The organism is Streptomyces clavifer (genome assembly GCF_036345975.1).
Classification (GTDB): Bacteria; Actinomycetota; Actinomycetes; order Streptomycetales; family Streptomycetaceae; genus Streptomyces; species Streptomyces clavifer.
On the sequence record NZ_CP107793.1, the window covers coordinates 7736127 to 7749650 of the forward strand.

The following is a 13524-nucleotide window of genomic DNA, read 5'->3' on the forward strand; positions in this document are numbered from 1 at the left end:
CGGCTCCGCCGCTGTCGCCGGGACCGCCTTGTGTGCTGCTCGCGCCTGGCGGGCTCGGGTTCACCACTTGTCGGCTTCCTCGTGTGCGTCGTAGAGCCCGAATCCGGCGGCCGGGGCGGGTCTGACGTCGTCGTCGGGCAGGTCGTCGAGGTCGTCGATGCTGTCGTCCTCGTCCAGCTGCGCCGGGCTGTCAGCGGGTGTTTCGGTGTGGTGGTCCCCGTCGCGGGCTGTGGGGAGAGGGAGGTGAGCGGTGCGGGCGAGGAGTGCCTGCTCCGTTGTGGTGGCGTGGCCGCTGTGGACGCGGCGCATGAGCTGGTCGAGGGAGTCGGCGAGGCTGGCTTCGTGCTGCTCGGTGTCACTGTGGTTGCCGTCAACGGCCTGGGTGCGGATGTGCTGCCAGGTGCGTTCGTCGAAGGGCCGGTGGACATGGTCGCGGTGGATCCACGGGATCTCGGTGAGTTCGCCGTCGGGGAGGCGGACCCAGATCTGGCGCACGTCGTGGGGGTTGTAGTGGATTTCCCATTTCCCGCCGCGGCCGGCGACGGGGGATGCCTGGCTGCGGTGCGGGGCGAGGAGGTCCGCGTCGTAGGTGCGGTGGTGGATGGTGATGCCGGCGGGGGTGATGGCCTGCCAGCGCACGGGGAGCAGTTCGAGGTAGTCGCGCCCGGTCAGCGGGACGGGTACATAGCCGGCGACGGCGAGGAGCGCGGCCCACATCTGGTTCGGGGTGAGGGCCTTCCTGGGCATCATCGGGTGGCGCAGCCCTTCGTGGGGCCGGTGGTGGTAGTGCACCAGCCATTCGTCGAGGAGGTCCTGGAGCTGGGTGACGCTGTAGCAGGCGTCTTTCTCGGTGTCGGGGCCGCGGCGGGTGACGTTGGATCCGGTGTAGCCGGGCAGGTGCTGGCAGAACAGGGCGTTGATGGAGCCGAAGGTGCGCTCGACGATGCCCTTGGCGGTGGGGGCGCGGGGCGGGGCGGGCTGGACGCTGATGCCGAGGCTCTCGCAGGCGGCGGTGAACGCCCGGGAGATGAAGACTTTGCCGCGGTCGACGACGATCGTCTCGGGCAGGACGACCGGCCGGGCCGCCGCACCGGCCAGACGCTCGTCCAGCGTGGCCAGCCGCTGGTGGGGGAGTGCGCGGGCGTGGTCCATGCGCAGGATGTCCGGCCAGGTTGGCCTGGCCGGGGGCGGGACCGCCATCTCCGCGAGCAGCAGGGCCGCGTCCACGGCTTTGGTCGCGCTGGGGCACAGCACGGCGGCGAGGATGGAGCGGGTGGCGACGTCGACGGCGATAGTCAGCTCGGGCCGGGCCAGGCGCCCGTCGTCGAAGAGGGCCAAGACGTCCAGGCGGGTGGTGTCGATCTGGACCTGCTCGCCCGGCCGCAGCGCCATGGCGGGAGTGAAAGCCCGCCCCTCGACACTCGCGGGCACCTGCCGCACCGGACCGCTGGGCAGTTCACCGGGGCGGGCGAGTGTGGTGACGAGCCGGTACAGCGTCGCCTGGGACGGCACGGGCACCGTACCGGGGCCGTGCTGATCTTCGAGGATCTGGTTGATGAGCGGGAACAGGCCGTTGATGGTGCCTTTGGAGCGCCCGCGCCGGCGGCGCAGTGCTTCACGGACGGCGGCGACGACCCGTTCGTCGGACCGCCCGGTGGGGCTGGAGGCACGAGTGGTGCGGTGGTCCAAGAGCCCCCACAGGCCCTGCTTGCGGTAAGCGAGCCGCATGCGCTGCACCGTGGTGCGCGACACCCGGCCGAAGCCCAGGGCGGTCAGCTCCTCGGCCTTGGCCTGTTCCCGCTCGGCCAGCGTGTGCCGCTCTGGGTCGTACTGCACCCGCACCGCTCCAGCGCTGCCGGGCCCGTCGGCAAGGCCGCATTCGACTTCCCGCACGTGCCGCTGCCAGGCCATGGCCTTCTCACGTGCCGCGGCGGGGGCGGTCTCGAACAGCCCCCACTGCGGGGCCGCCTGCGGCACTTCGGCCCCGATGACGCTGAAGCCGGGATCGGCGAACAGGTAACCGGCGAGCACCGCCTCGCCACCGCCGTCCGGGCCGACGAGGTGAATGGTCTGCCCGGACAGGGCGACCACCTGCCACTTCACACCGCGGAACCGGACCTGCGCCCCGACCGTCACCGATGGCCGGGCGTTGCGCCGCGCGGTCACCGGGCCCCTCCCGCCGTGCCCGGACGCGGGCCACTCCAGCCCGCGGGACCGACCAGGAGGCGTTCGTGGAGCGGCGCCTTTAGATCTGCCGTCACCCGGCCGTGCCACAGGGCGTGGAAGACCACCGGCAGGACCTCGATCGGGTCGCCGGCCGCTTCGACGCCCTCGATCAGCGGCCGCGGCCGCGCGAACGCCTCCACCACCGTGGGCGTCAGGCCGGGGCGGCCGGCGTTGCGGGGGTGGCGGTAGCCGGCCAGCCATTTCAGATTGGCGGCCAGGACGTCGTCGAGCGGCGCAAGACGCCGGTAGGCCCAGCCGATCTCCTCACACGCCGCGTTCACCGCTTCGGCGGCCTTCACCGCGCGGTCGCCGCCGGCCTCCAGGTGGCTGGGGCAGTCGGCCAGCAGACCCGTGCCGTCGCGGTACCGGGCGAACAGCTGCGGCACCCAGGAACGCACCCGGCCCCGCTCCTCGCGCCACAGCAGCCGCACCGGACGCCCCGCGAGCCCGGTCACATCGGGGTCGCGGTCCAGGACCATCAGCTGGGTGCGCATCGCGTTCGACCCGGCCGCCACGTGCCGCCCGGTGGTCGCCGACCACCACAGCCCCGGCCCCCAGCGGCGCCCAGGGATCACCGGGAACGCCGACACCGGTCGCAACTCCTCGAATCCCACGGTCATGGCGGCATCCGCCCACCGCTGCTGAACCGGCTGCCCCACCGGATCGAGGAACACCGCCTCGAAGCCGCTCCGACGATCCACGGCCGCTCGCCTTGCCCGGCCCCCGGGCCGGGCGGCCTCTCCTGTGCTGATCACCCGCGTCAGCCAAGCCGCTCCCGCCGACAAGCATCGTCGTTTTCAGGGTTTCTGCCACAAACGAGTGCTGTATCAGTTAACAGCCGATGCGCCCGGGCCCACCTTGATCTCAGCCGTCCTCTTCCTGCCCGCCTGCCGTCAGCATCCTTCTCAGTGTCCCGGGGGACATATCCGCCCACCGGGCCACCTCCTCCAACGGAACCCCGCCGTTCACCGCCGCCACCGCGGTCCGCTTCCAGGCCGCCTCGACCAGACCAGCACTGTGACCGAGGCCTTGCAGCAGCTGCCGGGCGACCTCGGCGGTCGGCCCGCTCTGCACGCCGCGCAGCTGCAGCAACTGCTCCTCGGCACTGCCGATGAGACTGCCGATCCGCATCCGCTGCTCAGCCGGCACCACCGTCCGCCACATCGTCCCCGAACCGGGTGCCTTCTTCTCCTTGCCCAGCACCCGCAACTGCCCCGCCATCGTCACCGGCTGATACTCCCGACGCAGCCACCAGGGGTCGTTGTCATATCCGGGAGGCCCACCGGCCCCACGGCGCAGCCGGATCACGCTGCCCATCCACGCGATCAGCGGACCGCCATGGTCCGCCGCAACCAGAGGCCCCAGCCACTCCCGCCCCACCCGCTCACCGAGCCGACGGCAGAACAACCCGTCGACGGGCAGCGCCCGCGGCTGCCCGGCCCCGCTGTCCACCCACACCAGTTCGCCCATGGCCGGATCCAGCAGCGCGTCGGCGACCGCCACCACCTCGGGGAAGACCACCGCGCCCCGCCCCACGATCCGCCACCACTCCAGATCACCCCCGGCATCACCGCCCGCGACCTGATGCAACCGCCGCGGCCAGACCTTCTCCCGCTCCCAGTGCAGGGCCTGCTCCCACCAGCGGGTCACCACCGCGTGCGCCAGCGCGAACACCCGCTCCGGCTGGGCCCCCGCCCGCACCGCGCGCCGCGCCACCCCCACCCACCGCCGCTGCGCCGCGGCAACTTCCGGCAGACACCGCACGTCCAGGTACTCGTAGGGCTGGTCGGCGTCCGCGTCCAGCAACCACCTCCCGTGCCGGACACACACCCGGGACCAGAGAGGTGAGTACCGCACCACCCGCACGACCGTCCCCGTACGCCGGGCGGTGCACAGGCGGCAGCCGAATGCCACCGGTCCGGCGACCGTCCCCCCGGTCCGCCACACCGCCGCCGGCACTCCGCCCTCTTCGGCGGGCACCTTGGCGTCCTGGTGTCCCCAGGACGGCAACGCCCGCGCCAGCACGTCTTCCTCGACGCCGCACAAGCCTCCCAGGAGTTGCCGGCCGGCTGTGTTCAACAGCACCTCGGCGTCTGCCCGTGCACCCCCGCCGTCGTGCCGGGGCTGGTGGCTGTGCCACTTCCAGCAGGACCGCAACGCCTTCGCTTCCAGCCCGTAGCGGCTCGCGATGCGGCAGATCAGCGACGAGGTCGTCTCCCTCTGCAGAGGAACTGTCGACAGGAGGCCGGGACGAGGGGTCACTCCACCACGCTCTCGCGTTCACCGGCCTTGGCGGGCGTTCTTCACAGTACTTCCGTGTGGCTCTCAACCCATCAGCGCCACGCACCGCCGAGCTGGCAAGCCCTCGCACCACGTCCCACCATCACCAGGGTGGATAGTCACTCGGCGTGCGGTGGGACGGGCCCGGGTCCGGCCGTGGTCCGGGTGGTGAGGCCAATGCCGGCCAGGAGGCGTTGCTGACCGGGGTGCAGATCGTGGTACCGGGTGTGCTGCCGGCGCAGCCAGGCGCGCTGGACGGGAGTGAGGCTGCGGGAGTGATGACCGGTCCCAGGCCGGGCGCCGGTTTCGCTCTGGTCGTGGATGCGCTGCCAAGAGCGCTGCCACGCCAGGCTCCAGGCCGGGCACCACCACGGATCGAGCGCGCTCAGAGCTTTCGCGGCGGCCGGCGAAGGCGCGCCCCGGCGGGCGTTGTCACGGGCGTGCTGGCGTTGTCGGCGTAGCCATTGTCCCAGGTGGAAGCCATCATGGATGGTGCCGGTCGCCGCGGCGAGTGTGTTGTGGACCGCGTGATACCAGCGGGCGTGTCCCAACGCGGTGGCGTAGTCAGTCCCGCTCTCGGTGGGCCGGGTAGTGGCTTCGAGAGCGGCGGCTGCGGTGATACCGATGCGGGCGAGGAGGTCCTGCTGTTCGGGCAGGAGCGTGTCGTACCGGGCACATTGGGTGGTCAGCCACGTGGCGACCTTGCTGCCGGTGCCAGGAAACCCCGCCGCCGCGTTGAGGACCTTGCCGTCTTGGACACAGGCGCGAGCCTGATACCAGGAGCGTTGCCATTGCAGTGACCACGGCGGATTCCACCACGGGTCGATCGCCAAGAGTGCCAGCGCCCCGGGGGAGTGGGTGCCGTGACGCTGCTGGTGGGCTCGGTCCTTGCTGCGCTCGCCGGCCAGCCACTGCCCCAGCCTGTGGCCGTCCTGGACCGTGCCGGTAGTCGCGTGCACCAACGTCCCGTGAGCCTCCGCGAACGCGCGCGCACAGCCAAGAGCGCGCTGGAAAGAAGCAGCCCGGTGCTTACCGGGGCGGGCCACCCGTACGGCCTCACAAGTAAGGCCGATACCGGCCAGCAGACCCCGCTGCGCGGAGTGCAGACTCTCATAGCCGACGCACTGCTGGTAGAGCCATTGACCCAACCCGAAGCCGGTGGTGGGGAAGCCGTGTTCGGGCCGCAAAGCCCCGCGGGCGCGGGTGTGGTGCTGCGCCTGGTAGTAGAAGCGCTGCCACGTCACAGGCCACGGCGGCCGCCACCAGAGATCCAGCGCCTCGAGTGCCGCGACGTTTTCGGGCGGCAGCGCAGCAGATTCACGGTGATCGGACAGCCACCGGCCCAGGGCGAAGCCGTTGAACCAGGTGCCGATCGGGACGGCGAGGTGGCCGTGGACAGCGGCATAAGCACGGGCATGGGCCAAACCGGCCGTGAACGCCTGATCCGAAGTGTGCCGCAACCCCAGACGCTGCCCCCCGCCGCCCGCAGCCTCCTCCCGCCGGGCGGCAGCACCGCGGTAGACGGTCAGCTCACGGGCGACGCTGCGAGGCCGGTGCGCCGTGCGCAGCTCCCACAGACTCCCGGCGGCGGCCGAGCCCGCACCAGCCCGTACACAGTGCTGCACCCAGACCAGCAAAGGGCCCACCGAAGCCGAGGCGATCCGATCAAGCAGCCACGGCCGTCTCAACACCCGCGCCAACCCAGCAATGAAGGCAGGGGTATGAGCCAGCATGTGGGGCAGATGCCCGCCGGTCTCAACGAGCAGCCGCTGCCTCACGTGTGCGCCGGTGAGGACCCGGGCCAGGGCAACCGTCTCCGGGTAGACAACCGCGTCCCGCACCAAAAGCCGCCACCAGCCCGCATCTGCCCCCGACGGCGCCATCTGACGTACCCGATCGGGCCACTCCTCCTCCTCCGGCCACTGCTGCGCCCACCAGGAGACGATCACGGCGTGAGCGACCTCGAACGCCCGGGCCGTGTCCGGACGGCGCCGCAGCAGGTGCAGGTGGGACCGGTGCGCTGAAAGCACCTCGGGCAGACCCGCCAGGCCGATCTGCTCGGTGCCCGCCGGCGCGCCGTCGACCCACTGGGTGCCGAGCATCCAGCGCCGGTGGCGCGGGCAGACCCGGGTGTGCGGCTGCAGATACAGCCGCGCGGGCTTGGCCCCTCCGGTGCGCGCTGACGTACACAGCCGGCAGCCTTCCCCCGCGGCCGGCACCACAGCTCCGAAGCGGAACCGCCCCGCCGGACCCGCCCCGTCCGGTGACAGGGGCTCATGGGCGGCCCAGGCGGGCAGAGCCCTTCCCAGGACGCTCTCGGACACGCGGCAGAACGCGGAGACACGGGCGCGCGCTTCGGCGTTGAGGTACACCTCCCCGTCCGTGCGGAAGCCCCTGAACAGTTCTGTGCCGTCCTGGAGCAGCGGCGGGATGAGGTCTTTGACGCCAAGGCGGTAGCGGTCGGCCAGCCGGTCCAGATACGAAAGGTTCGTCTCACCCTGCAGCGGCGCGAGCCGCACCAGCCCTGGCTGTGTCGTAGCAGAACGCGACGCCGGTGCCGACAGCAGAAGGGAGGCAGGCATCAGCGAAGAGACCGATCTCTCAAGGGGCCCGGCCGCCTGAGCGGTTGAGCTCGCGACGAGACGGACGGATCCGGACGAACATAAGTGACGGCTCCAGCTGGCGGACGAGCCCTGAGTACGGGATCGACCGGCATATCGTGATGATGCCGGACAACAAACGCGTTGCGCAGGTCAACTGAAGGAGCAGACCAGCCTCTGCTGCTCGCGGCCCGCACGGCGAACCAGCACCCTGTGACCGGCCGGGCGGCCTGAACAGGCTCCAGCAGCTCCGCGACCGCGGCATCCTCCCCCCGGCGTCCCCCCCGCCTGACCACCGGCCGATCCGCTACGCCGCTTCGTGCCGGTGTGCTCTGCCGCCTCACCACTGCACCCATGACGTGTCGTCCAGAAGCTGCTCGGTCGGGAAGGCCTGCGCCGAGCAGGAATTCCACGACGCCAGCGTCGTCGTGGACCCTGGGCGGCAGCAGCGTAGCGGCGGCCCGTGGTCGGCGGAAGGGTGATGGCCATTCAGGCGTCCGCTTTCACGTTGGTTCGCCGTGTAGGTCATCGGAGGGCACACGCGCTCTCCGGAACACGGCAGTCCCGACACCTCGGAGGAAACCCAGTGTCCAGCAACGAGCGCACGCCCATCGCGATCGCGATGATGGGCGCGGCCTTTGCCGCCTACCTCGCAGTCTCCATGCCGTCCCTGATTCCGGCCCTCACCCTGGCCGTAGCCGCTTTCGTGGCGCTTTTGCTGTTTCTGAAGCTGTAGTTCCCGTGCTCAGCGCTGAGGCCTTCGGCGCCGCGGCGTGTGACGTCAGCTCCCTCGGGTCCTGACGCCACACGCCGCCGCGCCGGACATTCGAATCCCTTGTGGAGACCTGCTCCACGACGGGCGCACCCTTCCCGGCTGCGCAGACCCGCCAACCGCAGCCGGTCGGCACCCTGTTGAAAAATTTCGTCGTGAGGCGTCCGGATCCGGAGCCTTCTGGCGTGTAGGTGTGTGAAGGCACTGCCTTCACCGCTGAAGATCCTCGCCGAGAAGGGAGCTGAGCCCATGGCTTGGCCTGAGATCCCATGGAGGGACGGTGTGCGCATCGCCTGCCACAGCACGCCGTGGCAGGCGATGCGCTGTCGGAGGTCCCCGTGACCGATGAAGCGTGTCCGCCCACTTACGACAGTGACCCCAACAATCGGTTCGCTACCCTGCGGCGCCCTCTTTTGACGGCGGCCAGGGCCACATCATCTGACCGAGACTTCGCCGAAGACGCGGTCCAGATCACTATGGAGAAAGTTTATAAACGATTTCCCGAACTGGGGCACATCAGCGACACTCGACTAATCCACTACAGTCGCAAGGTTCTGCACCATGTGATCGTGGACGAGTTTCGAAAGAGTGGGAGACCCTCGATCACCCCGATGCCCCCAGAAGATATTCCTGATGCAGCATCTTCTCTCGGAATTCCGGAATCTTTTTTGGTTCTTGAACTTCGCGCCAAGATTTATGCACTTATTTCTGATCTGCCTGAGCGTATGCGCGAGGTCGTCAATCTCGCCATCGTGCGGGAACTTCCGCTGGATCAGGTAGCAGGAATGATGGACGTCGACGTGGGGACCGTCCAGAAGTACATCAGGACGGCGCGTCGACGGTTGGAGAAAGCAATGGTTGAGTCATCTGAGGAGGTGTCAGCATGAGCAGCTGGAAGTTCGGAAAAGAGCAGGAAAAGTTCGCCCGTCTGGTCCTGCTGGACCTCATTGACCAGGCATTGTGCAAGGAAGCCGTCTCGGGTGAGGTCTCTGACCTGCCCGGGAACCAGGGGGTTGGCCTTCGGGCCGGCCCCCGGCCGGGGCGTGTCCGCTGGATGATTCTGAGACTCTTCAGATTACCCAGCTCCTTGATCGTCGCCAGCTGAAACGTCTCGTTGAGCTAGACGCACTGCTCGAGAGAGATGCGAAAGATGAAATCAGTTCTGCTGAGCTTCGGCGAGTAGCTGAGATTGTCGAGTCTCTCGGCGATGACAAAGGTGCTTACCTGTGGTGGAAGAGAGCTGCTGTGTCCGGTGACGAGGACGCAAAATGCTATCTAGAGATTCTAGACGAGGAGTTGGAGGTGCGTGATTATCCAGGCGAGGACATTCCTCTCGACGTGCAGAAATCGATTGCGCATCTGATGTCCAACTCCTTGATGCATTTCTGCATTCGTGAGCGAGAAACAGGAAACGATCTCAAGGACGCATTTGAAGAGATCGAAAAGTTTCTGGCGAATCCTGATCAGGTTGCGGATGGGGGAAGGCGTATTTAGGCGACTATCTCTTTGGTGATCCGTTCTCTTTGACGGGAGAACCGGCGAGAACTTCAGCGATGCGGCGGCTACCGAAGGCGAAACGGTAGCCGCCGCAGCACGTTCCGCCCGAGCCCCTGAGCCGGCCGCTGGCTTCTGCACCAACCACCACCACGGCTGGCCGTACAGCCCTCGGGGCATGCGGGCGCCCCTCAGATCCTGCCAACGTGGCGGTGTTCAGTGCCGGCCACGTCGGACCGGCACAGCTGGCACCGGTCTACCGGGCGCTGCGCAAGTCGTTCGAGGACAGCAAGAACGAGCCGGGGGCGGCGGACTTCTACTACGGCGAGATGGAGATGCGCCGCCATGACCGTGAGGGCACCACTCGCACCGAACGCGGGCTGCTGCACGGCTACTGGGCCCTGTCCGGGTACGGCCTGCGTGCCTCGCGGGCCTTGTACTGGCTCGCTGCCACCATGCTGGCCACCGTGGTGCTGCTGATGGGCTTCGGGATCGCCCAGGACTCCCCGAAGCAGGAAGCGACCGGGACCGTCCCGGCCGGCGGCGGCAAGGTCACCTTCGAGATCGACAAGGCCGATCCACAGAACCCGAAGGGCGACAGGTTCAACGGGGAGCGCTTCGAGAAGGCATTGAACGTCACGCTCAACTCGGTGGTCTTCCGCTCCTCCGGGCAGGACCTCACCACCACCGGCACCTACATCGAAATGACCTCCCGACTGACCGAACCCATCCTGCTGGGCCTCGCGGTCCTCGCGGTCCGCAACCGCGTCAAGCGCTGACCACCCTGCAGCGGTGGTGGGCGCCCTCGTGAAGGAAACCGGGCGGCGCTGCGCTGGCCTCTGAGGGTGTTGCGGCGGCCGCTGGGCCACCCGTGATGCGGTCAGGCACCCCAGGGCCCCCGGGGCGTCCCAGCGCCCTCCACGGGCCTCACGGACGCCATCTACATCCGCAGGTCGCGCACTGTCATCACGGCGGCGCATCGCACCAGGACACCGTCGGAACGGAGCACGAAGCGAGTCTGCTGACCGCCGCCCGCGGCTAGGCCGCTTCTTCCGGATCATCTCCCGGAGGACCGGCGAACCAGGAACGGCCCTGGGTCCAGTGGATCACCCATCCGGTGAAACCAGGGGTGCCCGGCATCGGGGAGGTGCTCGGCGAAGTACCGAAGGGCACCGCGCCGTACTCGTCGATCAGCCAGACGTGACCGCGCTGCGGGCCGGTGACGACCAGGTGCCAGTACATGCCGCAGCCGTCGGTGCCCAGCAACAGGGAGCCGTGGTCGAACACGGCGTCCATCCGGGCCTCGAGCTCCTGCTCCGACAATGCCTCCTCGTCCTCCTCGTTGGTCTCCCACATCCACGTCGACCTGAGAGGAAACGGCTCGGCGAGCAGGCGCTCGGGGCGGTCGGAGCCCCAATCCGAGGGCGTCTGCGCGAAGGGCAGCAGACCGTAGTAGGGCGGCCCGGCCCGCAGGCCGTCGCAGACCTCCGCCACGAACGTGCGGTATGGCTCCGGCAGGAGGATGCCGTGCTCCGCCTCGAAAAACCGCACCGCCTCCCAGCCTGCCGGCAGCGACGCCTCGGGACGGGGCGCGAAGATCTCACGGAGGGCGGCCAACTCGGCAGGGTCGCAGGTTTCCGTGTTCATGCCGATCATCATGCAAGATCCGAAAGGAACGGCCTAGCCGCTGCCCGCGACTGGCCGCTGCTCACGGCACGCACGGCGAACCAGCACCCTGCGACCGGCCGGCCAGGCCTGGACAGGCTCCAGCAGCTCCGCGACCGCGGCGTCCCCCCGGTATTTCACCCGCCTGACCACCGGCCGGACCCGCTACGCGGCTTCGTAGCGGTGTGCTCTGCCGCCGCGCCATTGCACCCACGCCGCGTCGTCGAGCAGCTGCTCGACGTCGGGGAGGCCGGCGCGGCGCAGGAACTCCACGACGTCGTGGTCGTCGTGGGCGAGACCGGCGATCTGCCCGCGGATGGTGACCCGCCGTCCACCGGTCGCGGAGGGGCGGTGGACGGCTATCGGCGCGTTCATACCCCAGCGTGCGCCAGAGCCCCACCCCCGGCATGGCAGTCCTGGCCTCTGGCTCGGGTGCAGACACACGGCGGGTCGCGGTAGGGAGCCCGATACGACCCTGGCCCCGACCGGTCGGCCAGGGCCAGGACCACGGCCCCGGCCACGGAGTGATCCTGCGAGCAGGCCCCCTCCGCCCCTCCGCGGACGGTGGCGTCAGACGCGTGTCTGGATCCAGAAGGCGCTGTAGGTCACGAGGATGCCGCCCACGGTGGTGGCCGCTCCTCGGACGAGGTAGACGCCCGCTTCGTTCCTGAGCCGGCGGAGTCGATGTCGCCAGCGTCTACGAGGGCCTTCCGCAGGCTGGCCTGTGCCTTTAGGCTCGTGGTCGGACATGCGCTGTTCCTTATGTAGTGGTGATGTCCTCTGCAGACGGCTCCCTGCCCACCAGGGGGCCGTCGCCGTTTCGGGCGACGTCCACGCCGTTGTCCACCCACCGAGACATTTGCGGCTCAGTAAGGCGTCCGACACCAACGAAACCACCCCTACACCCCCTCTGACCAGCGAAAACGGCATGTTGTTCAAACATGGATTCCCATGTGGAAGCTGGCAATTAACGTGCTGGTCTGAGTCGATTCGAGGGAAAGGGCAGTAAGAACGAGCTGACATGGGGTTCAGTAGGTCTTTGTGTGGTGTCATCTCACGCAGAAGCGAGCTTTCCTGTGTCTAACTGCGCCTATCCGTGGCAGAGTTGCTAGATGCCGAGAATGTTACGAATGCCCGGTAAAGACGTGCTGCCACCCGGCCCCAAGCGGGAGCTTGTGAACGAGCTCTTCGTTCACTACCGGGAAGCCGCACGTCCCTCGCTCCCACGGATCGCCACTCTCACCAGGGACATGCCCGGCTGTCACCCGGTCAGCAGGGAAACGATCCGGCGCCTTCTTACCGGCACAACCACCAGCCAATGGGTAGTCGTCGACGCCCTCCTACGTGCCCTGTGCCAACTACAAGACCGTGACCCCGACGGCCGGCGCTGGGCCAAGCCAGACGACCACTGGGAAGAAGACGACCCGGCGACCTGCCGCGAATACCTGCGCCAGTTATGGAACAACGACATCGATGACCTCGAAGCGAACGAGACGCCGGTAGTTCCTCCTGCCGCTCCGGCACCGCCGTCCTCCGGTTGGGGTGGCCCGTCACCCACTTCAGGCTGGGGCACCCCGCAGTCAGCCGTACCTGCTGCCCGGCAGGTCCCCGAAGGCGACCCCTGGGCCGATTCTGCTACTCCTGCCAAGCCACCCCCTCAGACTGGCTACAGTGACGAACCCCCCTTCTAACTTCCACGCAGGTCACAGAGTCTGCTCCCGCGCACGCGGGGATGGTCCCATCACCCAGCTCGTCCAAGACGTCCCCGTCACCTGCTCCCCGCGTATGCGGGGGTGGTCCTGGCCGTGATGCCGGCCGACTGCGTTGCCCGGCATCTGCGTTTTCTCTGTCTTTTCGGGGCTCCTGGAAGTGCTTGAGCGTCTCCAGGGGCCCCATGGCGAGGGGGGTTGGGTAGTCGGGGTGCCGCGGGGTCGCAGGAGGGGTCTGTGACCCCGCGGGAGGGGGCAGTGTCCGCGTGAGCCCGGCCGGTTCCGGCACGGTCGGGGGTGGGGTGTGCGGTAGCCGTTCCGGGCGTGCCGGAGTGCGGTAGGGGTGGTGTGGGCTGGCTCCAGTCTCTAGCTACACCCAAAAATGATGCACCCCCTTCAAATCTGCCAAAGGTACATGGTGCATCAGGTGGTGAACGGTGGGGGTGGGTGGTTCCAGAGTTGAGCTACGGTCAGATTTTGATGCACCCTCAAACCGGCCCCCGCCCGGAAAGGCCGGGCCTATGTCCGGGGCACTCTCACGACGGCCCCGGACACCCTCTCACCTAGCCAGCCCGGCGTAGCCGGTGGGGGAGGGAGCGCAGCGGACGACCCCCGCATGGAGCGCAGCGGAGTGCGGTGAAGGGTTTCTGCGAAGCGGGAATCCTGGTTCACGCGGAGCGTGAATTCGAGGGTAAGCGAAGCGCACCCTCGGAAAGGGCGCAGCCCCTTTCCGGCTTCGCGGAGCGAAGCCGTTCGCTTGCATATCGCGCAGCGATAT

At 68.6% G+C, this 13524-nt stretch carries 10 protein-coding genes and 1 pseudogene; 5 read left to right on the top strand and 6 right to left on the bottom strand.

All coding sequences use genetic code 11. The features are described from left to right. Positions 1-60: 60 nt before the first annotated feature. The 4 genes from OG927_RS33485 to OG927_RS33500 all read right to left on the bottom strand — a co-directional run bounded on the left by OG927_RS33485 (position 61) and on the right by OG927_RS33500 (position 7088). On the bottom strand, positions 61-2166 hold the full coding sequence (locus OG927_RS33485; RefSeq protein ID WP_056791389.1) for a Mu transposase C-terminal domain-containing protein: 2106 nt from the start codon (positions 2164-2166) through the stop codon (positions 61-63). Then, positions 2163-2927: a TnsA-like heteromeric transposase endonuclease subunit gene (locus tag OG927_RS33490; protein ID WP_056791393.1), complete on the bottom strand. Its 765-nt coding sequence runs from the start codon at positions 2925-2927 to the stop codon at positions 2163-2165. The genes OG927_RS33485 and OG927_RS33490 overlap by 4 nt, the downstream gene beginning before the upstream one ends. A 163-nt stretch (positions 2928-3090) precedes the next feature. Further along, positions 3091-4488: a DNA-binding protein gene (locus tag OG927_RS33495; RefSeq protein ID WP_124283551.1), complete on the bottom strand. Its 1398-nt coding sequence runs from the start codon at positions 4486-4488 to the stop codon at positions 3091-3093. Positions 4489-4625: 137 nt separating this feature from the next. Continuing rightward, positions 4626-7088 (bottom strand): helicase associated domain-containing protein, encoded by a 2463-nt coding sequence (locus OG927_RS33500; protein ID WP_330319450.1) that lies wholly within the window; start codon positions 7086-7088, stop codon positions 4626-4628. Between the two features lie 604 nt (positions 7089-7692). Here OG927_RS33500 and OG927_RS33505 point away from each other — a divergent pair. The 5 genes and pseudogenes from OG927_RS33505 to OG927_RS33525 form a co-directional block, all read left to right on the top strand. Beyond that, the gene (locus OG927_RS33505; RefSeq protein ID WP_164494258.1) at positions 7693-7842 is read left to right on the top strand and encodes a hypothetical protein; all 150 of its coding nucleotides are present in this window, start codon (positions 7693-7695) and stop codon (positions 7840-7842) included. Between the two features lie 374 nt (positions 7843-8216). Next, positions 8217-8765, top strand: a complete 549-nt coding sequence (locus OG927_RS33510) for an RNA polymerase sigma factor (RefSeq protein WP_164494257.1) — start codon at positions 8217-8219, stop codon at positions 8763-8765. Next, positions 8762-8983, top strand: a complete 222-nt coding sequence (locus tag OG927_RS33515) for a hypothetical protein (protein ID WP_330321282.1) — start codon at positions 8762-8764, stop codon at positions 8981-8983. The genes OG927_RS33510 and OG927_RS33515 overlap by 4 nt, the downstream gene beginning before the upstream one ends. Before the next feature lie 140 nt (positions 8984-9123). Beyond that, the gene (locus OG927_RS33520) at positions 9124-9372 is read left to right on the top strand and encodes a hypothetical protein (protein WP_330321283.1); all 249 of its coding nucleotides are present in this window, start codon (positions 9124-9126) and stop codon (positions 9370-9372) included. A 203-nt stretch (positions 9373-9575) separates the two neighbouring features. Continuing rightward, positions 9576-10151, top strand: a pseudogene (locus OG927_RS33525) (pentapeptide repeat-containing protein); the annotation flags it as partial. A gap of 259 nt (positions 10152-10410) precedes the next feature. Here OG927_RS33525 and OG927_RS33530 read toward each other — a convergent pair. Further along, a complete protein-coding gene (locus tag OG927_RS33530; protein WP_124283547.1) occupies positions 10411-11031 on the bottom strand; it encodes an SMI1/KNR4 family protein in 621 nt (206 codons plus the stop codon). A gap of 171 nt (positions 11032-11202) precedes the next feature. Continuing rightward, entirely contained in the window at positions 11203-11412 is a 210-nt protein-coding gene (locus tag OG927_RS33535) for a hypothetical protein (protein ID WP_124283546.1), read from the bottom strand. Between the last annotated feature and the right edge of the window lie 2112 nt (positions 11413-13524).

Coding starts and splice junctions, on each gene's coding strand:
- OG927_RS33530 (WP_124283547.1), bottom strand. CDS start 11,031: ATGATGATCGGCATGAACACGGAAACCTGCGACCCTGCCGAGTTGGCC.
- OG927_RS33535 (WP_124283546.1), bottom strand. CDS start 11,412: ATGAACGCGCCGATAGCCGTCCACCGCCCCTCCGCGACCGGTGGACGG.
- OG927_RS33515 (WP_330321282.1), top strand. CDS start 8,762: ATGAGCAGCTGGAAGTTCGGAAAAGAGCAGGAAAAGTTCGCCCGTCTG.
- OG927_RS33500 (WP_330319450.1), bottom strand. CDS start 7,088: ATGCCTGCCTCCCTTCTGCTGTCGGCACCGGCGTCGCGTTCTGCTACG.